Annotated in this window: 16 protein-coding genes; 6 read left to right on the top strand and 10 right to left on the bottom strand. The window is 68.2% G+C overall.

Translation table 11 applies throughout. The features are described from left to right. Positions 1-29: 29 nt before the first annotated feature. Positions 30-869, bottom strand: a complete 840-nt coding sequence (locus tag GGQ96_RS15890; RefSeq protein WP_184116532.1) for an HpcH/HpaI aldolase/citrate lyase family protein — start codon at positions 867-869, stop codon at positions 30-32. A gap of 65 nt (positions 870-934) precedes the next feature. Here GGQ96_RS15890 and cyoA point away from each other — a divergent pair, with 65 nt between their 5' ends. From cyoA to GGQ96_RS15865, 5 genes are read left to right on the top strand one after another with little or no spacing between them, the layout of a single operon-like run. After that, the gene (gene cyoA / locus GGQ96_RS15885; protein WP_184116531.1) at positions 935-1,801 is read left to right on the top strand and encodes a ubiquinol oxidase subunit II; all 867 of its coding nucleotides are present in this window, start codon (positions 935-937) and stop codon (positions 1,799-1,801) included. Further along, entirely contained in the window at positions 1,798-3,846 is a 2,049-nt protein-coding gene (gene cyoB / locus GGQ96_RS15880) for a cytochrome o ubiquinol oxidase subunit I (protein WP_246360668.1), read from the top strand. The genes cyoA and cyoB overlap by 4 nt, the downstream gene beginning before the upstream one ends. Then, complete coding sequence (locus tag GGQ96_RS15875; RefSeq protein WP_184116530.1) at positions 3,843-4,526, top strand: cytochrome (ubi)quinol oxidase subunit III; 684 nt, start codon at positions 3,843-3,845, stop codon at positions 4,524-4,526. The genes cyoB and GGQ96_RS15875 overlap by 4 nt, the downstream gene beginning before the upstream one ends. Next, on the top strand, positions 4,523-4,945 hold the full coding sequence (gene cyoD / locus GGQ96_RS15870; protein ID WP_184116529.1) for a cytochrome o ubiquinol oxidase subunit IV: 423 nt from the start codon (positions 4,523-4,525) through the stop codon (positions 4,943-4,945). Before GGQ96_RS15875 ends, cyoD begins: the two co-directional genes overlap by 4 nt. A 56-nt stretch (positions 4,946-5,001) precedes the next feature. Beyond that, entirely contained in the window at positions 5,002-6,459 is a 1,458-nt protein-coding gene (locus GGQ96_RS15865) for a tetratricopeptide repeat-containing sulfotransferase family protein (RefSeq protein WP_184116528.1), read from the top strand. A gap of 7 nt (positions 6,460-6,466) precedes the next feature. On the opposite strand, the gene GGQ96_RS15860 is transcribed toward GGQ96_RS15865, so the two are convergent. After that, entirely contained in the window at positions 6,467-7,744 is a 1,278-nt protein-coding gene (locus GGQ96_RS15860; protein WP_184116527.1) for an aspartyl/asparaginyl beta-hydroxylase domain-containing protein, read from the bottom strand. Between the two features lie 104 nt (positions 7,745-7,848). Further along, complete coding sequence (locus GGQ96_RS15855) at positions 7,849-10,836, bottom strand: TonB-dependent receptor domain-containing protein (protein WP_184116525.1); 2,988 nt, start codon at positions 10,834-10,836, stop codon at positions 7,849-7,851. A 276-nt stretch (positions 10,837-11,112) separates the two neighbouring features. Here GGQ96_RS15855 and GGQ96_RS15850 point away from each other — a divergent pair, with 276 nt between their 5' ends. After that, positions 11,113-11,607, top strand: a complete 495-nt coding sequence (locus tag GGQ96_RS15850) for a hypothetical protein (protein ID WP_184116523.1) — start codon at positions 11,113-11,115, stop codon at positions 11,605-11,607. A gap of 4 nt (positions 11,608-11,611) precedes the next feature. On the opposite strand, the gene treF is transcribed toward GGQ96_RS15850, so the two are convergent. The 7 genes from treF to GGQ96_RS15815 all read right to left on the bottom strand — a co-directional run bounded on the left by treF (position 11,612) and on the right by GGQ96_RS15815 (position 24,375). Then, positions 11,612-13,162, bottom strand: a complete 1,551-nt coding sequence (gene treF / locus GGQ96_RS15845; protein WP_246360661.1) for an alpha,alpha-trehalase TreF — start codon at positions 13,160-13,162, stop codon at positions 11,612-11,614. After that, on the bottom strand, positions 13,159-14,904 hold the full coding sequence (locus tag GGQ96_RS15840) for a glycogen debranching protein (RefSeq protein WP_425506709.1): 1,746 nt from the start codon (positions 14,902-14,904) through the stop codon (positions 13,159-13,161). Before GGQ96_RS15840 ends, treF begins: the two co-directional genes overlap by 4 nt. 119 nt (positions 14,905-15,023) lie before the next feature. Next, positions 15,024-16,637 carry an alpha-D-glucose phosphate-specific phosphoglucomutase gene (locus GGQ96_RS15835; RefSeq protein ID WP_184116521.1) on the bottom strand — a complete coding sequence of 538 codons (1,614 nt, stop codon included), beginning with the start codon at positions 16,635-16,637 and terminating at the stop codon, positions 15,024-15,026. Beyond that, a complete protein-coding gene (gene glgA, locus GGQ96_RS15830; RefSeq protein ID WP_184116519.1) occupies positions 16,634-18,079 on the bottom strand; it encodes a glycogen synthase GlgA in 1,446 nt (481 codons plus the stop codon). Before glgA ends, GGQ96_RS15835 begins: the two co-directional genes overlap by 4 nt. 241 nt (positions 18,080-18,320) lie before the next feature. Next, positions 18,321-19,583, bottom strand: a complete 1,263-nt coding sequence (gene glgC, locus GGQ96_RS15825; RefSeq protein ID WP_184116517.1) for a glucose-1-phosphate adenylyltransferase — start codon at positions 19,581-19,583, stop codon at positions 18,321-18,323. A 191-nt stretch (positions 19,584-19,774) separates the two neighbouring features. Beyond that, positions 19,775-21,943: a 1,4-alpha-glucan branching protein GlgB gene (gene glgB, locus GGQ96_RS15820; RefSeq protein ID WP_184116515.1), complete on the bottom strand. Its 2,169-nt coding sequence runs from the start codon at positions 21,941-21,943 to the stop codon at positions 19,775-19,777. Beyond that, positions 21,940-24,375 (bottom strand): glycogen/starch/alpha-glucan phosphorylase, encoded by a 2,436-nt coding sequence (locus tag GGQ96_RS15815; RefSeq protein ID WP_184116513.1) that lies wholly within the window; start codon positions 24,373-24,375, stop codon positions 21,940-21,942. Before GGQ96_RS15815 ends, glgB begins: the two co-directional genes overlap by 4 nt. Positions 24,376-24,443: the final 68 nt, after the last annotated feature.

Below are 24,443 nucleotides of genomic sequence, written 5' to 3'. Positions count from 1 at the left end.
CTTCACCGCTCCCCCCGCCGGGGAAGGACCTACCGGTCGGCCAGCAGCCGTTCGGCCTCCGCGAGGTGGAGCCGCTCGACCATCGCGCCGTCGAGCGCGATCGCGCCGCGGCCGTCCGCGGCGGGATCGGCGAAGGCGGCGACCACGCGCGCGGCCCAGGCCCGTTCCGCCTCGGTCGGGCCGAAGGCAGCATTGGCGGCGGCGATCTGGCTGGGGTGGATCAGCGTCTTGCCGTCGAACCCCAGCATCGCCCCTTGCGCGCATTCCGTCGTCAGCCGCGCCTCGTCGCGGATCGCGTTCAGCACGCCGTCGAGCGCGACCAGGCCGCCCGCGCGCGCGGCCGCGACGATCGCCGCCAGGTGCGGGATCAGCGGGGTGCGCGCCGCGTCGGGGCGGCAGCGCAGGTCGAGCGCCAGGTCGTTGGTGCCGGCGACCAGCGCCTCCAGCCGCCATGTGGCCGCGCCCGTCGCCAGCGACGGCAGCGCCAGCAGACCGCGCGCCGTCTCGATCATCGCCCAGAGCGCCGGCCCGTCCATCCCCAGCACCGCACGCGCCGCGCCGCACTGTCCGGCATCGTCCAGCTTGGGGAGCAGCACCGCATCGACCGGCGTGGCGGCCAGCGCGGCGAGATCGTCGTCATGCCAGGGCGTGCCGGCGCCATTGGCGCGCACCACCAGCGTCCGCGCCCCGAAGCCTCGCCGCGCCGCCGCGACCGCCGCGTCGCGGGCGGTCGCCTTGTGCTCCGGCGCGACCGCATCCTCCAGGTCGAGAATCACCACGTCACAGGGCAGATCGCGGACCTTTTCCAGCGCCCGCGCGTTCGAGGCGGGCAAAAACAGGGCGGAGCGGAACCGACGCTTCATCGACATCATGAAGTCATTTTAGTCGGTTCAGGGGGTTAGCGGAAGTGCAGACAGCACGAAGACGGCCTAACATGGGTTTGGCGGCGGTGGTTGCAGCCACGGCGATACTGGGGCTGCAGGGCTGTTCGTCAGGCGTGCTCGACCCGGCCGGACCGGTCGCGCTCGGCAACAAGACCGTGTTGACCAATGCGCTGATCATCATGCTGGGCATCGTCGTGCCGACGATCCTGGCGACGTTGCTGTTCGCGTGGTGGTTCCGCGCCGGCAACGCGCGCGCGACCTACCGCCCCGATTTCACCTATTCCGGCAAGGTCGAGCTGCTGGTCTGGTCGGTGCCCGCGCTGGTCATCATCTTCCTGGCCGGCCTGACCTGGACCAGCAGCCATGCGCTGGCGCCGGAGAAGCCCCTGGCCTCCCGGGTGCGGCCGCTGCCGGTGCAGGTGATCGCGCTCGACTGGAAATGGCTGTTCATCTATCCCGAACAGGGGATCGCGACCGTCAACCGGCTGGTCGTGCCCGTCGGTACGCCGATCAATTTCCGCATCACCAGCGGGACGGTGATGAACAGCTTCTTCGTGCCACAGCTCGGCAGCCAGATCTATGCCATGTCCGGCATGGACTCGAAGCTGCACCTCCAGGCCGATCGCCTCGGCCGGTTCCGCGGCCTGTCGGCCCATTATAGCGGGAATGATTTCGCCGATATGACCTTCTTCGTCGATGCGGTGCCGCCGGCCGCCTTCCAGCGCTGGGTCGCGGGCCAGCGCGGGCAGGGCGCGGTGCTGGACGGGCCGGCCTTCCTGCGCCTGGCCCAGTCGGACAGCGCGGCGCGGCCGACCGGCTATCGCGGGGTGATGCCGGGTCTATATGACCGGGTGGTCGCCAATCACGGCGTACCGGTGCGCGAGGTGGCGCTCCATGGCCGGGAGCCGAAGCATTGACCGGCCTGCGATCGATCGAGACGGGCCATAGCTCGCCCGTGTTCGGCAAGCTCAGCTGGGACGCGATCCCCTTTTCCGAACCGCTGCCGCTGGTGGCGGGCGGCCTGGTCGGCGCGGGGCTGGTCGCTCTGCTCGCCTGGGTATGGCGGCGCGGCTACATGCCTTATCTGTGGAAGGAGTGGATCACCTCCGTCGACCACAAGAAGATCGGCATCATGTACTGCACGCTGGCGGCGGTCATGCTGCTGCGCGGCTTTTCCGACGCGCTGCTGATGCGGTCGCAACAGGCGATCGCCTATAACAGCCCCGGCTATCTGCCGCCGGACCACTACGACCAGATTTTCTCCGCGCACGGCACGATCATGATCTTCTTCGTGGCGATGCCGTTCATGATCGGGCTGATGAACTTCGTGCTGCCGCTCCAGCTCGGCATCCGCGACGTCGCCTTCCCGACGCTCAACTCGGTCAGCCTGTGGCTCACCGCGGTCGGCGCGCTGCTGGTCAATATGAGCCTGGTGATCGGCGAGTTCGCACGGACCGGCTGGGTGGTCTATCCGCCGCTCAGCGAGCTGCGCTTCTCGCCGGGCGTCGGCGTCGACTATTATCTCTGGGCGATCCAGATCTCGGGCGTCGGCACGCTGTTGTCGGGCGTCAATCTGGTCACCACGATCCTGAAGATGCGCGCGCCCGGCATGGGCTATTCGCGGATGCCGATGTTCTGCTGGACGTCGCTGGCCACCAATCTGCTGATCGTCGCCGCCTTCCCGATCCTGACCGCCACCCTGGCGATGCTGACGCTCGACCGGTATCTCGGCTTCCACTTCTTCACCAACGAGGCCGGCGGCAACCAGATGATGTTCGTCAACCTCATCTGGGCCTGGGGCCACCCCGAAGTCTATATCCTCATCCTGCCGGCCTTCGGCATCTTCAGCGAGGTGGTGTCGACCTTCTCGGGCAAGCCCTTGTTCGGCTATCGCTCGATGATCCTGGCGACGATGGTGATCTGCCTGTTGTCCTTCATGGTCTGGCTGCACCATTTCTTCACGATGGGCGCGGGCGCCGACGTCAACGGCTTCTTCGGGATCACGACGATGATCATCGCGGTGCCGACGGGCGTGAAGGTCTTCAACTGGCTGTTCACCATGTATGGCGGGCGCATCCGCTTCACCACGCCGATGCTCTGGTCGGTCGGCTTCATGGTCACCTTCGTCATCGGCGGCATGACCGGCGTGCTGCTGGCGGTGCCGCCGGCCGATTTCGTGCTGCACAATTCGGTGTTCCTGGTCGCGCATTTCCACAATGTCATCATCGGCGGCGTGCTGTTCGGCGCGTTTGCCGGCACCACCTATTGGTGGCCCAAGGCGTTCGGCTTCACCCTGGACGAGACGTGGGGCAAGCGCGCCTTCTGGTTCTGGATCACCGGCTTCTACGTCGCCTTCATGCCGCTCTACGTGCTGGGTCTGATGGGGATGACGCGGCGGCTGCAACATTACGACGTGCCCGGCTGGCAGCCCTGGCTGATCACCGCCGGCGTCGGCGCGCTGCTGATCCTGTGCGGCATCGCCTGCCAGATCCGGATGATCTGGGTGTCGGTGCGCGATCGCCACCGGCTCGCCGATCTCAGCGGCGATCCCTGGGACGGACGGACGCTGGAATGGATCACCAGCTCGCCGCCGCCGCCGTTCAACTTCGCGACGCTGCCGCGGGTCGAGGGCGAGGAGGCCTATTGGGACGTCAAGTCGCGCGCCCGCGATCGCCGGCAGCTCAGCGACCTGCCCGATTACGACCGGTTCGAGATGCCGCGCAACAGCCCGACCGGCTTCGTCACCGCCTTCTTCGCGACCGGCATGGGCTTCGCCCTGGTCTGGCATATCTGGTGGCTGGTGATCGCCGGGTTCCTGGGCGCCTGGGCGACCTTCGTCGTCTTCGCCTGGCGCGACGAGCCGGACTATGAGGTTACCGCCGAGGAGGCCGAGGCGATCGACCGCGACCGCCGCGCCGCCAAGGCCAAGCTGCTCGACATCCCGGCGGAGCGCCCGGCATGAGCGCCGCGACCGACGCCCCGTCCGCCCCAACCCGGGGCGACCGGCCGGAGGGCCGGCACGGCGATCCCAACCGGCTGGGCCATGGCACGGTCCCGATCAGCGAGCAGGGCCCGGCGCCGAAGCGGATCGTCGTCGCCTATGGCTTCTGGATCTTCCTGCTGTCCGATTTCGTCATGTTCTCGGGCTTCTTCGCGGCCTATGCGGTGCTGGTCGGCGCGACCGCCGGCGGTCCCACCGGCGCGGACGTGTTCGAGCTGCCGCTGGTGGCGGCGGAGACCGTGCTGCTGCTGCTGTCCAGCTTCGCGTGCGGACTGGCCGGGGTGGCGACGGTGCAGCGCTCGACCCGCTGGTTCCAGGTGGCGATGGCGGCGACCGCCGTGCTCGGCGCGGGGTTCCTGGCCTGCGAACTCTATGAGTTCACGCATCTGATCGGCGAGGGTGCGGGACCGGGGCGCAGCGCCTTCCTGTCCGCTTTCTTCGCGCTGGTCGGGTGCCACGGCGTCCATGTCACCATCGGCCTGATCTGGCTGACGACGATGATGGCGCAGGTGCGGGCCAAGGGCTTCCGCGACGACATATTGCGGCGCATCGCCTGCTTCAGCCTGTTCTGGCACGCGCTCGACATCATCTGGGTGGCGCTGTTCACCGTAGTCTATCTGATGGGAGCCGGCGGCGCATGAGCGACGAACACAGCCATGTCGACGATACCCGAAGCGCCGGGCAGGGCCATGGCCATGCCGCACCTGGCGAGCAGGAGGCGGATGCCAAGGCCAATGTCGGCAAGGCCGTCGGCATCTACGCCACCGGCCTGCTGCTGGCGGGGATCCTGACCGCGGCGTCCTTCTGGGCGGCCGGCAGCCACGCGATCTTCGGCCCGGCCGTCCCGGCCGCGCTGATCGCGCTGGCGGTGGCGCAGATGGGCGTCCACCTCGTCTTCTTCCTCCACATCACGACCGGACCGGACAATACCAACAACGTCCTGGCGCTGGCGTTCGGCGTGCTGATCGTCGCGCTGGTGCTGGTCGGCAGCCTGTGGATCATGCGCCACCTGGACCATAATCTGATGCCGATGAGCAGTGTGATGGACATGCAGCGCTAGGCGGGGAAAGGCTGGCGGCTTGATCCACCGGGCGACGGCTTGCATGACCATGGTCGATGACTGCTGATCCAGACCTGCGCCGCCGCGCGATCCAGGCCTTGCGCGACGGGCAAGGCGATGCCGCCATCGCGGCCTATCGCACGCTGCTCGCCAGCGACCCGGGAGTGCCGGAGGACTGGTATAATCTCGGCTATCTGCTGCGATGCGCCCGCGACTTCGACGCGGCGCTGGACGCCTATGACCGGGCGGTCGTCGCGGGCATCGATCGCCCCGAGGAGGTGCGGCTGAACCGCGCCGTCATCCTGTCCGAACATTGCGGCCGGCCGGAGGCGGCGGAGGCCGAACTGCGGCTGGCGCTGGCCGCCGCGCCCGATCTGTTGCCGGGCTGGCTGAACCTGGGGAATCTGTACGAGGATCGCGGCGCGGCCGACGAGGCGCGCGCGGCGTATCGGCGGGCGCTGGCGGTCGATGCCGCCAACGGCCGGGCCTGGGCGCGGCTGGCGATGATCGACGTTCACCAGGGCCGGGCCGCCGCGGCGGTGGACCAGTTGCGCCACCTGCTCGCGCGGCCCGGCCTGCCGCTGGTGGCGGCGGCCGAGATCGGCTTTGCGCTGGGCGCGGCGCTGGACGCGCTGGAGGACTATGACGCCGCCTTCGCCGCCTTCACGGTCGCGAACCGGACGGCGGCGCGGGCCAGCGATCCGCGCCTCCGCTACGATCGCGCCGCGCAGGAGCGGCTGACCGACGCCCTGATCGCGGCGACGCCGGGAGAGGCGCGCGCGCTTCCCGAGGCGGCGGCCGCGCCGATCTTCATCTGCGGCATGTTCCGGTCGGGATCCACGCTGGCCGAACAGATGCTGGGCCGCCATCCCCTCGTCCATGCCGCTGGCGAACTGGAAATCATCCCGGCGCTGGCTCACGCCATTCCGGGCTATCCCCGCACGCTGCCGTCGCTGGACCGGCAGCGGCTCAGCGCCCTGCGCGACCGGTACCGGGCAGAGGTGCGGCAGCCCGCCGGGACGCTGCGGCTCACCGACAAGCGGCCCGACAACATCCTGCATGTCGGACTGATCAAGCAGATGTTCCCCGATGCGCGGATCGTCCATACGGTGCGGCAGCCGCTGGACACCATCCTGTCGATCTGGTTCCTCTATTTCGACGACCATATCCGTTACGGCCATGATCTCGGCGATGCCGCGCATTATCACCGGCAGTGCCGCCGGCTGATGGATCACTGGCAGCGCAGCTATCCCGGCGATATCCACGCGCTGCGCTACGAGGCGCTGGTCACCGATCCCGAGCCGACGATGCGGGCGCTGACCGACTTTGTCGGCCTGACCTGGGATCCTGCGGTGCTGGCCGCGGAGCGGGGCAGGGCGGTCGTGCGGACCGCCAGCGTCTGGCAGGTCCGCCAGCCGCTGCACCAGCGATCGGTGGATCGCTGGCGGCATTATGCCAAGCCGCTGGCGGCGTTCCGCGAGCAACTGGGCGACCTGCTCGACACAGGGGCCTGAGCGGCGGTCAGGGCGCGATCATGCCCTGACCGGTCGCCTGGAACAGCGCCTTCAGCATCGATCGCTCGTCCGCCTCCAGATACGGGTTCCAGATGTCGAAGATCAGCACGATCCGCAGGTCGTCGCTGTCATTCCAGGCCTCGTGCTCGATGGTGTCGTCGAAGGCGAACGCGTCTCCCTCGCGCCATGGGCGCGTCTCGCCGCCAACCCGGAAACGGCATCGCTCCGGCACGACCAGCGGCAGGTGAACGATCGAGCGCGTGTTGGTGACGCCGGTGTGCGGCGGGATATGCGCACCCGGCCGCAGGATCGAGAAGAAGGCGGTCGGCGCCTTGCCGGGACTGTCATTCTGCGGGATCGCCGCCAGCGCGGCGGCGGTTTCCGGGCAACGGTCGCACACCGCATCGTTGCGGACGCCATATTCCCACAGGAAACACGCGCTCCACGCGAGATCATGGTCGAGCTTCGACCACGGATTGGCGGGTGTGCCCGCCTCCTGCCGGACATAGGGGCGGATATGCGCCACACCTTCGCGCAACAGCGCCGTCGCCTCGGCGCGGATCGCGGCGGTGCGGGCCTCGAGCGCCTCGAACCAGGGGAAGAGCGCGCGGTCGAAGAACTCGACCGCCGGCAGGAAGGGGTAATGAATGCCGGCGCACTGGTTGGTGTAGATGCGTCGTCGGCCGAGCAGCGTGTCCACGCAGGCGGAGAAACGATGCGCGCCCGCTGTCCTGCCGGCGGCTTCATGCAAGCCGGGCACCGCCCGTTCGATGCGGTCGCCCAGTGCGCGGGTCTGCGCCGCCAGGAAGCGTTCGCCATGGGCGACCGCCTCGTCGATCGCGGGGCTACGCTCCGGTCGCTGGGCAGCGATCTGCAGCACCGCGCTCCAGTAGCGGATCGCCTCCACCATCTCGGCGCGGCGTTCGTGCAGCTCGGCCAGGCGCCATTGCGCGGTCAGGTTGCGCCGGTCGATGGCGAGCGCCTGTTCCAGCGCCTTGCGTTCTTCGGCATCGTCGCCGGCCAGCCGGTGGGCGGTGGCCAGATTGATCCACAGGACCGGCTGCCCGGCATCCTGCGCGGCGGCGGTGGCGAAGCAGCGCGCCGCCATGGCCGCGTCCGCATCGGCCAGCGCGCGCATGCCGCGAGCATTCAGCAACTGCGGGTGATCGGGCAGCAGGGCGAGCGCTTCGTCGAGCAGGCGGCGCTCCTCGTCATGCGCGCCGCGCTGCCGGGCCTGCCCGGCGGCGGCGACACGCTGTTGAACCGATGCGGGAAGGGGGGGCATTCGGACACTCCGTCCTGGGTAGGGAGGGCGATGGATCGCCGGCGGTCACGAAAAAGGGCGACCCGACGGGCCGCCCTTCCTCGATACCATCGCTGGCGCCGCGTTTAGAAGCGCAGCTTGCCGGCAACGGCGAACGAACGACCCAGCACGTCGTAGGACGACGGATAGGTATTGCCGCTGTTGTAGGCGGTGGCGCCGGCCGACGAGCCCACCACCGGCGGCTTGCGGTCGCCGATGTTGCGGCCGGTCACCGTGAAGGTGAAGTTGTCCGTGACGTCGAACTGCACCGACAGGTCGAAGTAGTTATAGGCGCCGATCCGGTTGAAATTATAGCTCTGGCCCGCGAGCGGGCTGGGGCCGGTGATCACGCCATTGAACAGGTTGCGGTTGGCGGTGGTGAAGCCACGCGCCGCGAAGTCCGATGCCTGGCCCTCATACTGGACCGCGCCGATGTGCCGCCACAGCAGCGACAGCGTGCCCGGCCCGAAGGTCAGGCTGGTGCGCTGGTTCCACGCCCATTCCGGCTGGATCGACTGGCAGTTGACGCTGTAATAGCCGACGCAGTCGCGCGAATAGGACGTGCTGGACGCCTGGAAGGTGTTCTTGTTCGTCCAGGTGCCCTGGAAGCTCAGGTTGAGCCCCATTTCGCCGAAGTTGCGCGCGTAATTGGCGTTCAGGTCGATGCCGTCGGTTGCCAGGCGGCCGTTGTTGGTCAGCGGCTGGGGCAGGCCCGGCACCGTGGCCGACGAACCGCTCAGGCGGCCGTTGACCGTGCTGCGGCGGATCGAGGTGCAGGCGCTCGACGCGGCCTGCGCGGCGGTGATCGTCGCCGGGTTGTTGCCGAAGCACGCACCCAGGATGTCGTTCGGCGTGGCCTGGGTGATCGCGTCGTTGACCTTGATGTTGAAGTAATCGACCGCGACGCTCAGGCCCGGCACCAGGCCGCGCGGCTGGATGATGACGCCCAGCGTATAGGTGTCGGCGGTCTCGGGACGGATGTTCGGATTGCCGCCGCCGGTCACGTTCACCTGGCCGCTGGCCGGGTTCTGGATCAGGCCGATCGCCCCGGCGGGCGCGCCCTGGTTGCGGCAGGCGAGCGTCAGGTTGGCGTTGCCGACCGGCGCCGCGCCTGCGCACGGATCGACCAGCAGGTTGTCGAGGCTGGTGACGCTGGGCGTGAACAACTCGGCGATGTTCGGCGCACGGACCGCCCGCTGGTAGTTGCCGCGGAACTTCAGCTCCGGGAACGGCTCCCAGCTCGCGCCGGCCTTCCAGGTGGTTGCGTTGAAGCTGGGGTTGTTGGCGGCCTGGACCTTATAGTCCGAATAGCGCACGCCGGCTTCCAGCGTCAGGGCACGGAAGAAGGGCTTGTCGGCGACCAGCGGGGCGATGATCTCGCCATAGGCCTCGCGCACGTCATAGCCGCCCGAGAAGGGCAGGATGGCGCCACCAGCGCCGCCCAGCTCGCCCGGCGACAGCGCATAGGCGTCGGGGATGCGGCGATAGGTGTACTTGCGATATTCGCCACCGGCCGCGAAGGCGATCGGCTCGCTCGCCCAGGGCAAGGTCGTGCCGAAGTCGCCGTTCAGCACCGCGCGCGCCTGCGACAGGGCGGTCTGGATCTGGATCGTGCTCTGGCCGTTCAGGAACGCTGCCTGCTCCGGCGTGATTGAACCCGCCTGGCCGAACAGGTTGAGCGGCACGCAGTTGTTGGTGGTGACGGTGCAGGTCGTGGTGTTGTTGGCGTTCAGCGCCTGCTGCACGCGCGACTTCAGCACGTAACCCGACTGGGTCTGGTTCAGGTCGCTTTCGCCGTAAGCCCCCGACACGTCTAGCTTGGCATGTTCGGAGAACTTCAGGCGCAGACCGGCCTTATAGTCGAACATCTGCGTGGTGTAGCGCGAGATGCGCGGACCGATCTCGACCGTGCGGCGATACACGGCGGGCAGCGACAACGCGGTGCTATTGTTGCAGGTCGCGCCCAGGGCGATGTTGTTCAGCGAGCAGATCTGGTCCCGCAAGCCCGCCGACAGATAGGGGTTGTTCGCCGGAATGGTCAGCGACTCGCCGAAGATGCCGGACGGCGCGATGATGGTGTCGACCGTGTTCTTCGAGAAGAGGCCGCGGGTGTAGACTTCGAGGTTGTCCGACACCTCGTAATGTGCCGCGCCGTACATGTTGTAGCGTTTGAACGGCGTCTGGAAGATGTTGTACGGGCTGAAGTTGAACGGCGCATAGGCCGCGACCAGCGCGGTGTTGCCGGGGTTGAGCTGAAGCTGGCCGGTGCCGAAATCGATGCCGGTCGGAACCGAGGTGGGCGAGGCGCCCGATGCGACGCCGCTGGTCGAACCGATCGTATAGACCGAGACGTCGCGGTCGCCCTGATAGAGGGCGTCGGCTTCCTGATAGCCGAGGCTGAGGACCGCATTGCCGCGGCCATCGTCGAAGTTCGCGCCGATCGTCAGGTCGGAATTGAAGATGTTGCCGTCGCCACGCTCGGTGATCTGCTGGCTGGCAGTGGCCTGCACGCCGGCGAAATCACGCTTGGTGATGAAGTTGACAACGCCCGACACCGCGTCGGCACCATAGGAGGTCGACGCGCCGCCGGTCAGGATGTCGACGCGCTGGACGAGCGCGGCCGGGATGTTGTTCAGGTCGACCGTGCCGCCGGCGGCCGCGGGCACCAGCCGATTGCCGTCGAGCAGCACGAGGTTGCGATTGGCGCCCAGGTTGCGCAGGTTGACGGTCGAAAAGCCGCCATTGCCGTTGTTCACGGCCGCGCCGATGCCCGGCACCGCGCCCGGCAGTTCGCGCACGATCTGCTCGACATTGGTGATGTTGCGCAGCGTCAGCTCGTTTTCGGAGACGGTGTTGACCGGGCTCGACGATACGAGGTTCGGGTTGGTGATCAGGGTGCCGGTGACGACGATGTCGCCGCCCTGGTCAGCCGGGGCGGGCGTGTTGGCGTCAGTCGCCTGCTGCTGCGTTTCCTGGGTCGCAGGCGCGGTCTGCGCCATGAGGGGCGAGGCGAACGCTGCGGAACCGACGAGCAGCGTCGTGTGCAGCAGGCGCGAGCGGAATGGATTGCGCATCAAATCTGGGTCCCTTTTTGCCATCGACCTGGAACGGACGATCACCTGCGAACTTTCGTCGCTAGGATTCGGAAAACATACGCATGGCCGAAATCTTGTCGAATTTTCATTCGATGCAGATAGCAAAAAAGCAGATTTGTGTTGTTTTCTGGCAACTAAGTCATTGGGGCTGACCTAATTCTATTTGCGTCGAAAATCGAATGATGCGACGATAACGGGGTAATCAGTCAATAATTTTGTCACACTCGCCGTTCGGGCAGTGGCAACAGGATGCGCATGCTGAACATGGTCATGGCGGCCGCTCTGGTCGCGCAAGGAGCAACGCCGCCACCGGCGGATCGCGCATTCGAGCGACTGACGGCGTGTCGGCGGATCGCCGCCGATGCGGAGCGGCTGGCCTGTTTCGACCAAGCGGCGGCGGCGCTCGACGATGCGCGCCGCAGGAAGGACGTGGTGGTGCTGGACCGGGCCGAGGTCCGGCAGGCCAAACGGTCGCTGTTCGGCTTCTCGCTGCCGTCGATCCGCCTGTTCGGGCAGGGCGAGGACGACGAACCGCTGCGTCAGCTCGTCGGTCGCGTCGAGGATGTCAGCGGCTTGCCCGGCGGCCTGTTCCGGTTCCGCGTCGAGGGGGGCGGATCGTGGGAGTCGACCGAGGCGGCGATGGTGCCGCTGCGCAAGGGCGACGCGGTGACGATCAAGGCAGGCACGCTGGGTAGCTATGTCGCCTCCGCGCCGGGACGACGCGCGGTGCGCGTGCGCCGGTTGCGCTAACGGCCTATCGCTCCGCCAGCAGCGCTCGCGTCACGCCATTGGTCCAGCCGAATCCGTCCTGCGTCGGATATTCGCCGCCGCCGCCGGGCTTGCGCTCGGTGACGTCGTATTTCTCCAGCAGCTTGCCGGACGCGGCATATTCGCGGGCGACCGTGGCCAGCCAGGCCGCCTTGATCCGCGCGGCCGGAGCGGCGAGGCCGTAGCGGCGCAGGCCGGTGATCGCGGTCCACTGCAGCGGCGCCCAGCCGTTCGGATCGTCCCATTGCTGGCCCGAGGCGATCAGGGTGGTGCGTACCCCGCCCTCGCCGATCAACGGGGCCAGCGCCGCCGCTGTGGCGCGGGCCTGGTCGGGGGTGGCGATGCCGGCGAACAGGGGCACGGTCATGGCGGCGGTCGGCTGGTCGGAAACCGCCTTCGCGTCCAGATCGTAATCGGCGAAGAAGCGGCCGTTCCACATCAGCCGGCGGATCGCGGTGGCGCGCGTCTCGGCCTGGCGCGCAAAGGCATCGGCCGTGGCGGCGTCGCCCAGCTTCCGATACTGGTCGGCGAGCGCGCGTTCCATGCCGACCATCAGGCTGTTGAGGTCGACCGGCAGCAACCGCGTCGTCCGGATCGTCGCCAGCGTGCGCCGGTCGCCCAGCCAGCGCGACGAGAAGTCCCAGCCGCTCTCCGCCGCGGCGCGCAGGTCGCGGTAGAGCTGGCGCGGGTCGCGCCCGGGCGTCGCGGCGGCGAGTTCGGCATCCTCGCGGTAGCTCTCGTCGCGCGGGTCGTCGCGATCGTCCCAATAGCGGTTGAGCAGCGTGCCGTCGGCCAGCCGCACCACGCGGGCCTGCTCACCGCCGGGAGCCAGGTCCTGGCTCCCGCGCATCCACCAGTCATGCTCGGCGCGCAGTTGGCGCGTCCGGGTGGCGAGCGTCGCGGGGTCGCGCGACATGGCCGCGATCAGGTAGAAGAAGGGCGGCTGCGAGCGGCTGAGATAATAGCTGCGGGTGCCGTTGGGGATATGGCCGTAGCGGTCGATCAGGCTGCCGAAATCGACGATCATGTCCTCGACCAGCCGCTGCTGCCTGGAGGCTTGCAGGCCCAGCATGGTGAACCAGCTGTCCCAATAATACATCTCGCGGAACCGCCCGCCCGGCACGACATAGGGACGCGGGAGCGGCAGGGCGGAGGCGCCGGGCGGCACCGTCATGCTGGTGCGGGTCAGTTGCGGCCAGAGCCGGTCGATATGGTCGACCAGCGGCAGCTTTTCCTGCGGACGCGGCGCGGCGTCCGGGGCCAGCGCGAAATGCGCCGCGACGAAGCGGCGCAAGGCGGCATCGTCGTCGCACCGACAGGCGCGATAGGCGGCCAGGATCGCCGCCGCCGGTCGCTTCGGCACCGCATCGGCGAAGGTCTTCGAGTCGGGGAAGATCCGCCGCATTTCCACCGCGTGGTAGAGCGGGCCGAAGACTTGCGCGGGCGAGGGGGGCATGGCGCCCGGGCTGGTCTGGGCGGCGGCGGGGGACAGGGTCAGCAGGCCGGCGGCGGTGGCGAGGGTCAGGCGACGCGTCAAGCTCGGCTCTCCAACAGGGTGCAGCGCGCCAGCGTCACGCGACGCTCGTCGCGGTCGATGCGCAGGGTCAGCATCTCCGCCCCCATCGGCAGGCGCAGGACGAAGCCGTTCGCCGCCTGCCAGCGTTCGGGCGTCATCGGGCGGTCGCTCAGGTCGCGCCAGTCGGCCTGGGCCAGCCAAAGCTGGTCGGTCAGCGGCCCGGCGCGGCGCAGCGCGGCGAGGCGCGCGACGAAATCTTCCAGCGCGGTGTCGCGTCCCGCCCAGTCGAGCCAGGACAGTTCGTCCTGCGCATAGGCGTTGTTGTTGCCGTCCTGGGTGCGGCCGAACTCGTCGCCGGCGGTCAGCATCACCGTGCCGCGCGAGGCGAACAAGGTGGCGAGGAGCGCGCGGACATCATCGTCGCGGCGGCGGCGGATGTCGGGATCGTCGCTCGGCCCCTCGACCCCGTTGTTCCAGGAGACCTCCTCGGCATGGCCGTCGCGATTGTCCTCGCCATTGGAGTGGTTGTGGCGGCCGGCGTAACTTACCACGTCGGCCAGCGCGAAGCCGTCATGCGCGCTGACGAAGTTGACGCTGCGGGTGCGCGCGGCGCGGCCGAACAGGTCGGACGATCCCGCGACCCGCGTGGCGAGCGCGCCCGCGCCCAGGTCGCCGCGCCAGAAGCGGCGGACGTCGTCGCGGTAGCGGTCGTTCCATTCCAGCCATCCGTCCGGGAACGCGCCCAATTGATAGCCGCCGGGGCCGATGTCCCAGGGCTCGGCGATCATGATCCGGGTCGAGAGCACCGGGTCCTCGGCGATGGCGGCGAAGATCGGCGCGGCGGGATCGAAGGCGGGCGAACGGGCGAGCACGGGGGCGAGATCGAAGCGGAAGCCCTCCACCCCCATGCGCGCGAAATGGCGCAAGGCATCCAGCGCCAGCGCCCGGACATGCGGTCGCCCGAAGTCGAGCGTGTTGCCGGTGCCGGCATCGTTGATCAGGCTGCCGTCGGGCGCATGGGCATAGGACAGCGGGTCGAGGCCGCGCAGCGACAGGGTCGGTCCGGCCAGGTCGCTCTCGCCGCTATGGTTGAACACGACGTCCAGGATCATGCCGATCCCCGCCGCGCGCAAGGCGGCGATCGTCGCGCGCAACTCGTCCATGCCCCCCGGCGCCAGGCGCGGGTCGAGCGCCATCATCGCGACCGGGTTATAGCCCCAGGCGTTGGTCAGGCCGAGCGGTCCCAGGTGCCGCTCGTCGATCCAGGCGACGATCGGCATCAATTCGACCGCGTCGACGCCGATCCGGCGCAGATGCGCGATGACGGCGGGGTGCGCCAGCGCCGCGATCGTGCCGCGCTGTTCGGCCGGTACGTCGGGATGGCGCATGGTGAAGCCGCGCACGTTCAGTTCATAGATGAACCCGCCCGGCTGGAAGCGACGCGGCGGCAGCGGATCGTCGGTCCAGGGGACCGGCACGATCGCACGCGGCACCAGGTCGGCGGTGTCGACGCCGCGCTGACCGAGCCGTGGATGATAGGCGAAGGGGCGGTCGAGTTCGAGCGCATAGGGATCGACCAGCAGCTTCGCGGGGTCGAAGCCCAGCGCCGCGGGACCATCCGCGCGGTAGCCATAGAGGTCGCCGGGGCCGACGTCCGGCACGTCGGCGCGCCACTGGTCGTCATGGCGTATCATCGCCACACGCCGCTCGCCGCCGGCGCCGAACAGGCAGAGCGTCACCGTCGACGCATCCGGCGCGCGCACCGCGAAACGAGTGCGGCCCTCGACCGGATGCGCGCCGAGCGTGCCGGCCGCTGGGGCGGGCGGCCAGAGGAAAGCGCCGACCCGCCGTCCCAGCCGGCCGAGCAGCCCCCGGCCGTCGCTCACGTCACCACATCGGGTTCGGTGCGGCCGGTGTGGCGGACGATGCCGGCGACTTCATCCGCGGCCGCGACGATGTCCGCGAGCATCGCCCCGGTGTCCTCGTCGATCCGCGCCGCTTCATAGCGTTCCAGATAGACGCGCAGCGTCGCGCCGCTGGTGCCGGTGCCCGACAGGCGAAACACGACGCGGCTGCCACCCGCGAACAGGATCCGCACGCCCTGGTTGCGGCTGACCGAGCCGTCGGTCGGGTCGTGATAGGCGAAATCGTCCGCCGTCTCGATCGTCAGGTCGCCGATCGCAGTGCCGGGCAGCATGGCCAGCCGTCCGCGCAGATCGGCCATCAGCGCATCGGCGCGCTCGCTCTCCACGCCCTCGTAATCGTGGCGGGCGTAGTAGTTGCGGCCATAGGTCGCCCAATGGTCACGCGCGATCGCGTCGACCGACTTGCCGGTCGCGGCCAGGATGTTGAGCCACAGCAGCACCGCCCACAGCCCGTCCTTCTCGCGGACATGGTCCGATCCGGTGCCGGCGCTTTCCTCGCCGCAGATCGTCGCCATGCCGGCGTCGAGCAGATTGCCGAAGAACTTCCAGCCTGTCGGCGTCTCGAAGGCGGGGATGCCGAGCTTGGCGGCGACGCGGTCGGCGGCGGCGCTGGTCGGCATCGAGCGGGCGATGCCCTTCAGCCCGTCGCGGTAGCCGGGGGCGAGATGGGCGTTGGCGGCGAGCATCGCCAGGCTGTCCGACGGGGTGACGAACCGGCCGCGTCCGATGATCAGATTGCGGTCGCCGTCCCCGTCCGAGGCCGCGCCGAAATCGGGCGCGTCCGGGCCCATCATCGTCTCGTAGAGCGCATGGGCGTGGACCAGGTTCGGGTCTGGGTGATGGCCGCCGAAATCGGGCAGCGGCGTGCCGTTGCGCACCGTTCCCGGCGCGAAGCCCAGGCGGTTCTCCAGGATCTCGGTCGCGTAGGGACCGGTGATCGCACTCATCGCGTCGAACGCCATGGTGAGACCCGCGGCGCGGATCGCGGCGAAGTCGAACAGCGTCTCCATCAGCGCGGCATAGTCTGCGACCGGATCGACGATCTCGACCGTCATGTCGCCCACCGTCACCTCGCCCAGCGTATCGAGGTCGATATCTCCGCCCTCGACGGTCAGCCAGCGGTCGATCGTCAGGGTGCGCGCATGGATGGCGTCGGTCACCTTCTCCGGCGCGGGGCCGCCATTGGCGACATTGTACTTGATGCCGAAATCCTCGTCCGGCCCGCCGGGATTGTGGCTGGCCGACAGCACCAGCCCGCCCAGCGCACTGCGCTTGCGGATCAGATGGCTCGCCGCCGGGGTCGAGAGCAGGCCGCCCCGGCCGACCAGCACCCGGCCGAAGCCGTTGGCGGCGGCGATTCGGATCGCGACCTGGATCACCTCGCGATTGAGGAAGCGGCCGTCGCCGCCGATCACCAACGTCGCGCCATCCTTGTCAGCGATCGCGTCGAACACCGACTGGATGAAGTTCTCGGCATAATTGGGCTGCTGGAAGACGCGCACTTTCTTGCGCAGGCCCGAGGTGCCCGGCTTCTGGTCGGTGTACGGCGTCGATTCTATGGTACGGATCATGCGGCCCCCAGGCTGTGATAGAGTCGGGCATAGCGGCGGCCGCTCTCCGTCCAGGAGAAATCGGCCCGCATCCCATTGGATTGCACCCGTCGCCATGCCGCCCGATCGGCGAACAGCGCGGTGGCGCGGGTGATGGCGTGGATCAGGGACTCGCGCGTGACACCGTCATGGACGATGCCGGTCGCGACGCCCGCGGCGCGCGCGGCCTCGTTGGCGTCGATCACCGTGTCGGCGAGGCCGCCGGTGCGCGCGACGACCGGCACGCAGCCATAGGCGAGGCCATAGAGCTGGGTCAGACCGCATGGCTCGAACCGCGACGGGATCAGGATCGCGTCGGCCCCACCCTGCAAGCGGTGCGACAAGGGCTCGTCATAGCCGATGCGAAGGCCGATGCGGCCGGGATGGCGGTTCGCTGCGTCCCGGAACGCTTGCTCCAGCCCGGCATCGCCCGAGCCGAGCAGCGCCAGCCGGCCGCCCAGCGCGACCAGATCGTCCAGCACCTCGACCAGCACGTCCATGCCCTTCTGCCAGGTCAGTCGGCTGACGACGGTGAAGATCGGTCCCTCCGTCGGAGCAAGGCCGAACGCCTGTTCGATCGCGGCGCGGTTCGCGGCGCGCTGATCCAGGCTGTCGACATCGTAGCGCGCGGCGAGAAGCGGATCGGTCGCCGGGTTCCACACCGCGGGATCGATGCCGTTGACGATGCCGCTGACGCTGTCGGCGCGCGCGGCGATCAGCCCCTCCAGCCCCATGCCGAAATCGCCGTGGCGGATCTCGCGCGCATAGGTGGGCGAGACGGTGGTGATCGCATCGGCGGATTCGAGCCCGGCCTTCAGGAAGCCGACGCCGCCATAATATTCCACCCCGTCCAGCCGGAAGGCATGGTGCGGCAGGCCCAGATCGTGGAACACCGAGGCGTCGAACCAGCCCTGGAACGCCATGTTGTGGATCGTCACCACGGTTCGCGCCGCCGGGCCGGGGCCGGGGGCGAAGCGCAGATAGGCGGGGACCATCGCCGCCTGCCAGTCATGCGCATGGACGATGGCGAATTCGCCGCCCGGCACCGCGCCGCTGCCCAGATCGGCGGCGGCGCGGGCGAGCGCGGCGAAGCGCCGCCAATTGTCGGGCCAGTCCTTGCCGCCCCGGTCGGTGTAGAGGCCGCCGTCGCGCGCGAACAGGGCGGGCGCGTCGAGGATCAGCAGCGGCTGCTCGCCCAGCCGCGCCTCGACCAGCCGCGCCTCGACCCCCAGCAGATGCGGCCAGTGATGCACCACCGTGCCAGTGCGGATTTGCTCGGCGAGCGCCGGATAGCCGGGGACCAGCGTCGAGACGGCAAAGCCATGCGGCGCGAGCGCGGCGGGCAGCGCGCCGACCACGTCGGCCAGCCCGCCTGTCTTGACCAGCGGATAGCATTCGGAGGCGACGGAGAGGACGGGGGTCATGGTTGGGCCTGTCATGGGGCTTTGTGTCTGGTTAGCATCGCACGTCTTGGCGGAAGCGAAGCCACCACAGAATACGCAAGCACCCCCGCAAAGGCCGGGGTACAGTCATGGACCGTGCTTGGGAGAAAAGAAGCCGCCCCCAAGGGGACCCCGGCCTTCGCCGGGGTTGCAAAAGGGGCGGGCGCTGCGAACCGTTGCGGGGCATTGTCGATCATCAGCGTACGGGCGGTGTCACCACCCCTCACGCCGTCAGCCGGTCGATCATCGGCTGGGTGATGAGGCAGATGCCCTTGTCGGTGCGGCGGAAGCGGCTGGCGTCCAGGTCGGGATCGTCGCCCACCACCAGGCCATTGGGGATCTGAACGCCGGCATCGATCACCACCCGGCGCAGCCGCGCGCCGCGGCCGATATGGCAGTTGGGCAGCACCACGGCCTCGTCCAGCATCGAGAAGCTGTGCGCGCGCGTGCCGGTCGACAGCAGCGAGCGGTTGATCGACGCGCCCGACACGATGCAGTTGCCCGACACCAGGCTGGCCACCGCGCTGCCGCGCCGGCCGTCGATGTCGTGGACGAACTTGGCGGGCGGCGTGATCTCCGAATAGGTCCAGAGCGGCCAGCTCTTCTCGTAGAGATCGAGCGCGGGGACTACGTCGGTCAGGTCGATATTCGCCTCCCAATAGGCGTCGACGGTGCCGACGTCGCGCCAATAGGCGCTGACCTCCGACTCGGACCGCACGCAGGAGGCGCCGAAGCGGTGCGCCTGGGCGGTGCCGTGCTTCACCAGATAGGGAATGATGTCCTTGCCGAAATCGCGGCTGGAGCCGGGGGTGGCTGCGTCGCGGCGCAATTCCTCGATCAGGAACTTGGTGGCGAAGACATAGATGCCCAGACTGGCCAGCGCCACGTCGGGTTGGCCGGGGATGGCGGGCGGATCGGCGGGTTTCTCGACGAAATCGACGATCCGGTCGCGCTCGTCGACATGCATCACGCCGAAGCCGGTGGCCTCCATGCGCGGCACCTCCATGCAGGCGACGGTGACGTCGGCGCCACTGTCGCAATGCTGCTGGAGCATGATCTCATAGTCCATCTTGTAGATATGGTCGCCCGCCAGGATGACCATGAACTCCGGACCATAGCTTTCGATGATGTCGATGTTCTGGAACACCGCGTCGGCGGTGCCCTCGTACCATTGGAACTCGGACACGCGCTGCGAGGCGGGGAGGATGTCGAAGCTCTCGTTGCGCTCCGGCCGCAGGAAGTTCCAGCCGCGCTGCAGATGGCGGATCAGCGAGTGCGCCTTGTACTGGGTCGCCACGCCGATGCGGCGGATGCCCGAATTGATCGCGTTCGACAGCGCGAAGTCGATGATGCGCGACTTGCCGCCGAAATAGACGGCGGGTTTGGCGCGCGTGTCGGTCATCTCGTACAACCGGCTGCCGCGGCCCCCGGCCAGCACATAGGCCATGGCGTCGCGTGCCAGCGGCTGCCCCCTGCGATGATCCATCCTCGTCCCTCCTGTCTCGGCGGCACTGTTCCACCCGGAATGGAAACTGTCGAGGGATGGCCGCCCTGTTCTTCGATGTTTTTGCGTCGGTTCCGGTATTCGGCAGGTCGGGGTGGCTAGGTCATGGCGGCGGACATCGATCGAGGAACAGGGGGCGCGGTGGGGGCGGCGTGAGCGAGCCCCGGCCGGGATCAGCCGTCGAAGCGCAGCATGATCGTGGCGAGCGGCGGCAGCGTGACCCAGCCGACCCCGTCCTTGGCCTCGATCCCGCCCATATTGCCCAGGCCCGATCCCCAATATTCGCCGGCGTCCGAGTTCAGCACTTCGGTCCAGCGGCCGTCCTCGGGCAGCGGCAAGCGATAGGGCGCGCGCGCGATCGGCGTCATGTTGGTGATGACCGCGACCGGCTTCTCGCCCGGTGCCTTGCGCAGCCAGGCGAAGACCGAATTGGCGGAATCGTCGGCGACCAGCCATTCGAATCCCTCGCCCTCGCAGTCGCGCGCGTGGAGCGCGGGCGTCTCGCGATAGAGGCGGTTGAGGTCGCGGACCAGGTTGCGCACGCCCTCATGCGCGTGACTGCACCGGAGGCCCCAATCGAGCGCGCGCTCCTCCGACCATTCGGCGCGCTGGGCGAATTCCTGGCCCATGAACAACAGCTTCTTGCCGGGATAGCCCCACATGAAGGCGTAGTAGAGCCGAAGGTTGGCGAATTGCTGCCAGTCGTCGCCCGGCATCTTGGCCAGGATCGATCCCTTGCCATGCACCACCTCGTCATGGCTGAGCGGCAGCACGAAATTCTCGCTGAAGCTGTAGACGAGGCCGAAGGTGATCTCGCCGTGATGATGCTGGCGATAGATCGGCTCGCGCGCCATGTACTGGAGCGTATCGTGCATCCAGCCCATGTTCCATTTGAAGCCGAAGCCCAGTCCTCCGTTCCGCTCGCCCGGCGGCGGCGCGGGATGGGAGACGCCCGGCCAGCTGGTCGATTCCTCGGCGACGGTGAAGATGCCGGGATGCTGGCCATAGACGGCGCGGTTGGTGGCGCGCAGGAATTCCACCGCCTCCCAATTCTCGCGTCCGCCCTGCTCGTTGGGGATCCACTCGCCGGCCTTGCGGCTATAGTCGCGGTAGAGCATCGAGGCGACCGCATCGACGCGAAGCCCGTCGATATGATAGCGTTCGGCCCAGAACAGCGCGTTGTTGACGAGATAGCTCGACACCTCGCGCCGGCCGAAATTGTAGATCGCGGTGTTCCAGTCGGGATGGTAGCCGAGCCGCGGATCGTCATGCTCGTAGAGCGCGGTGCCGTCGAACCGGGCCAAGCCGTGCGCGTCGAGCGGGAAGTGCGCCGGCACCCAGTCCAGCAGCACGCCGACCCCGGCCTGGTGCGCGGCGTCGACGAAGCGGGCGAAGCCTTCATGATCGCCGAACCGTGCCGACGGGGCATAGAGGCCGGTCGTCTGGTACCCCCAGGACGGGTCATAGGGGTGTTCGGTGATCGGCAGGAACTCGATATGGGTGAAGCCCATGTCGACGACATAGGGGATCAGCCGCTCGGCGAGCTGATCCCAGCTTAGGAACCAGCCATTCTCGTCCTTGTCCCAGGAGCCGGCATGGACCTCGTAGATGCTGATCGGCACGCGGCGCGGATCGACCGAGGCCCAATGTTCGCGGTGCCCGTCGTCCTGCCACTGATGCTGGAACGGACCGGTGGTCAGCGACGCGGTACGCGGCCGCAGCTCGGCGGCGAAGGCGAAGGGGTCGGCCTTTTGCGGCAGCAGCGCACCGCCCTGCGACACGATCTCGAACTTGTACGGCTCGCCCGCGCCGAGGCCCGGGATGAAGATTTCCCACACCCCGACGCTGCCGCGCCGGCGCATGACATGGCGGCGGCCGTCCCAATGGTTGAAGCCGCCGACCAGCGACACGCGGCTGGCATTGGGCGCCCAGACCGCGAAATGCATGCCGTCGGCGTCCTGATGCCGGATCAGATGCGCGCCCATCCGGTCCCACAGCCGCTGGTGCGTGCCCTCGGCGAACAGATATTCGTCCATCGGCCCCAGCACGGGGCCGAAGCTGTAGGGATCGACGACCCGCCATTCCGCCTCGCCGCGGGCCGCATGGTAGGTGGTGGGGCCGGGTTCGCCGGCGATCGCGCCTTCGAAGATGCCGGCGTCATGCACCGGTTTCAATGTCCCGAGCGACCGGCCGTCCGGGCCGATCGCCTCGACCGTCTCCGCGCCTGGAATCCAGGTCCGGGCGAACGCGCCGTCCGGACCGGGAAAGACACCCAGAAGCGAAAAGGGATCGTCGTGACGCCCCTCGACCAGGGCGGTGATGGCGTCACTTGGTGGTGTCACAGGACTCCCCAGATATCCTTGGCATATTCGCGGATGGTACGATCAGAGGAGAACCAACCGACCCGGGCAACGTTGCGGATGGTGGATTGGTTCCAGGCCTTGCGGTCGTTCCAGCGCCGGTCGACCTCGCGCTGGGCGGCGGCATAGGCGTCGAAATCGGCGCAGAGCATGAACCAGTCGCCATCGTACAGGCCGCCGATCAGCCCCTTGTACCGGTCGGGATCATCGGGCGAGAAGACGCCCGAGGCGATCGCCGACAGCGCCTGGCCCAGTTCGGGCGAACGCTCGATATAGTCACGCGGGTTGTAGCCCTGCGCGCGCTTCTCGGCGACCTGGTCGGCGGTCAGGCCGAAGATCACGATGTTCTCCGCGCCGACATGATCTCGAATCTCGACATTGGCGCCGTCCAGCGTGCCGATGGTCAGCGCGCCATTCAGCGCGAACTTCATGTTGCCGGTGCCCGACGCCTCCATGCCGGCGGTGGAGATCTGTTCGGACAGGTCCGCGGCGGGGATCATCTTCTCGGCGACGGACACGTTGTAATTGGGGACGAACGCCACCTTCAGCAGGCCGCCGATCGCCGGATCGGCATTGATCCGCCGCGCCACGTCATTGGCCAATTTGATGATCATCTTGGCATTGTGGTAGCTCGATGCCGCCTTGCCGCCGAACAGCTTGACGCGCGGCGTCCAGTCGCGTTCGGGATGGCTGCGGATCTGGTCGTACAGCGCCACCGTCTCGATGATGTTGAGCAACTGGCGCTTATATTCGTGAATGCGCTTGATCTGCACGTCGAACAGTGCGTCGGGATCGATGCGCAGGCCCATCTGCGCCTTCAGCCATTGCGACAGCACCACCTTGTTCGAGCGTTTCACCGCCTGGAACTTGGACTGGAAGGCGCTGTCGTCGGCCAGCGTCTCCAGCCCCGACAGCCGGTCGACATCGTTGCAGAAATCGGGCCCGATCGCATCGCGGATCAGCCCGGTCAGCCCCGGATTGGCCTCGAACAGCCAGCGGCGCGGGGTTATGCCGTTGGTCTTGTTGTTGATCCGGTCCGGATAGAGACGATGCAGGTCGGCGAACACCGTCTGCTTCATCAGGTCGGTGTGCAACGCGGCCACGCCATTGACCGAATGGCTGCCGGCAAAGGCCAGATTGGCCATGCGCACGCGTCGCTCGCCGGCCTCGTCGATCAGGCTGATCGCCTTGATGGCGTTGTCGTCCGACCCCAGCGACCGCGCCTCGCGCAGCAGCTTGGCGTTGATCGCATAGACCAATTGCATGTGGCGCGGCAGCAGCCGCTCGAACAGCGGCAAGGGCCAGCTTTCCAGCGCCTCGGGCAGCAGCGTGTGGTTGGTATAGCCGAAGGTGCGGCGGGTCACGTCCCACGCCTCGTCGAAGCCCAGGTCGTGGAAGTCGATCAGCAGCCGCATCAGCTCCGCCACCGCCACCGCCGGATGGGTGTCGTTGAGCTGGATCGCCGCCTTGTCGGGCAGCAGGCGGATGTCGCCGGTATATTGGACGTGGCGGCGGACGATGTCCTGGATCGAGGCGGAGGAGAAGAAATATTCCTGCCGCAGCCGCAATTCCTGCCCCGCCGCCGTCGAATCATTGGGATAAAGCACGCGGGTCAGCGTCTCGGCGCGGAGCTGCCCGGCCAGAGCGCCCTCGAAGTCGCCGTCGTTGAATCGGTCGAGCCGCAAGGGGTCGATCGCGCGCGCGGTCCAGAGGCGCAGCGTATTGACCCGCTTGCCGCGCCAGCCGACCATCGGCGTGTCGACCGCGATCGCCTCCACCGCCTCGCCGGCCTTCCAGTGGACATGGCCGGTCTCGGTGCCGACCACCTCGCCGCCAAAGCCGACGAAATAGGCGCTCTCGCGCCGCTCGAACTCCCAGGGGTTGCCGTGTTGCAGCCAGTTCTCGGGCAGCTCGACCTGATAGCCATCGTCGATCCGCTGGCGGAACATGCCGTTCACATAGCGGATGCCATAGCCATAGGCGGGCAGGTCGAGGCTCGCCAGACTCTCCATGAAGCAGGCCGCCAGCCGGCCCAGGCCGCCATTGCCGAGCGCCGCGTCGGGCTCGATCTCCTCGATCTCGGCCAGGTCGACGCCCAGTGTCTTCAGCGCCTCGGCGATCTCGCCGGTCTGGCCCAGATTGGCCAGCGCGTCGCGCAGCAGCCGGCCGATCAGGAATTCCAGGCTGAGATAATAGACGCGCTTGGCCCCCTTGGCATGGGCGTCGCGGGTCGATTCCATCCAGCGCTGGATGATGTCGTTGCGGACGGTCAGGATCGTCGCGGCCAGCCAGTCATGCGGACGGGCGGCCTTCTCGTCCTTGCCGATGCGCTGGACCAGGGTGGCGACGATCGCCGCCGCCAGCGGGTTGGTGGGCGCGGCAGGCGTGAGCGAAGCGTCGAGCGAAGTGGCCAATGCGATACCCCAATCGTGGTTTCGTGTCCGTATCTATCCCGGATCGGGACAATACGCATCCCTTGTTA

This window comes from Sphingomonas abaci (assembly GCF_014199625.1).
Taxonomy (GTDB): domain Bacteria; phylum Pseudomonadota; class Alphaproteobacteria; order Sphingomonadales; family Sphingomonadaceae; genus Sphingomonas; species Sphingomonas abaci.
This window is presented reverse-complemented; position numbering and strand designations above follow the sequence as displayed.

Coding starts and splice junctions, on each gene's coding strand:
- GGQ96_RS15890 (WP_184116532.1), bottom strand. CDS start 869: ATGTCGATGAAGCGTCGGTTCCGCTCCGCCCTGTTTTTGCCCGCCTCG.
- cyoA (WP_184116531.1), top strand. CDS start 935: ATGGGTTTGGCGGCGGTGGTTGCAGCCACGGCGATACTGGGGCTGCAG.
- GGQ96_RS15875 (WP_184116530.1), top strand. CDS start 3,843: ATGAGCGCCGCGACCGACGCCCCGTCCGCCCCAACCCGGGGCGACCGG.
- cyoD (WP_184116529.1), top strand. CDS start 4,523: ATGAGCGACGAACACAGCCATGTCGACGATACCCGAAGCGCCGGGCAG.
- GGQ96_RS15865 (WP_184116528.1), top strand. CDS start 5,002: ATGACTGCTGATCCAGACCTGCGCCGCCGCGCGATCCAGGCCTTGCGC.
- GGQ96_RS15860 (WP_184116527.1), bottom strand. CDS start 7,744: ATGCCCCCCCTTCCCGCATCGGTTCAACAGCGTGTCGCCGCCGCCGGG.
- GGQ96_RS15855 (WP_184116525.1), bottom strand. CDS start 10,836: ATGCGCAATCCATTCCGCTCGCGCCTGCTGCACACGACGCTGCTCGTC.
- GGQ96_RS15850 (WP_184116523.1), top strand. CDS start 11,113: ATGCTGAACATGGTCATGGCGGCCGCTCTGGTCGCGCAAGGAGCAACG.
- GGQ96_RS15835 (WP_184116521.1), bottom strand. CDS start 16,637: ATGATCCGTACCATAGAATCGACGCCGTACACCGACCAGAAGCCGGGC.
- glgA (WP_184116519.1), bottom strand. CDS start 18,079: ATGACCCCCGTCCTCTCCGTCGCCTCCGAATGCTATCCGCTGGTCAAG.
- glgC (WP_184116517.1), bottom strand. CDS start 19,583: ATGGATCATCGCAGGGGGCAGCCGCTGGCACGCGACGCCATGGCCTAT.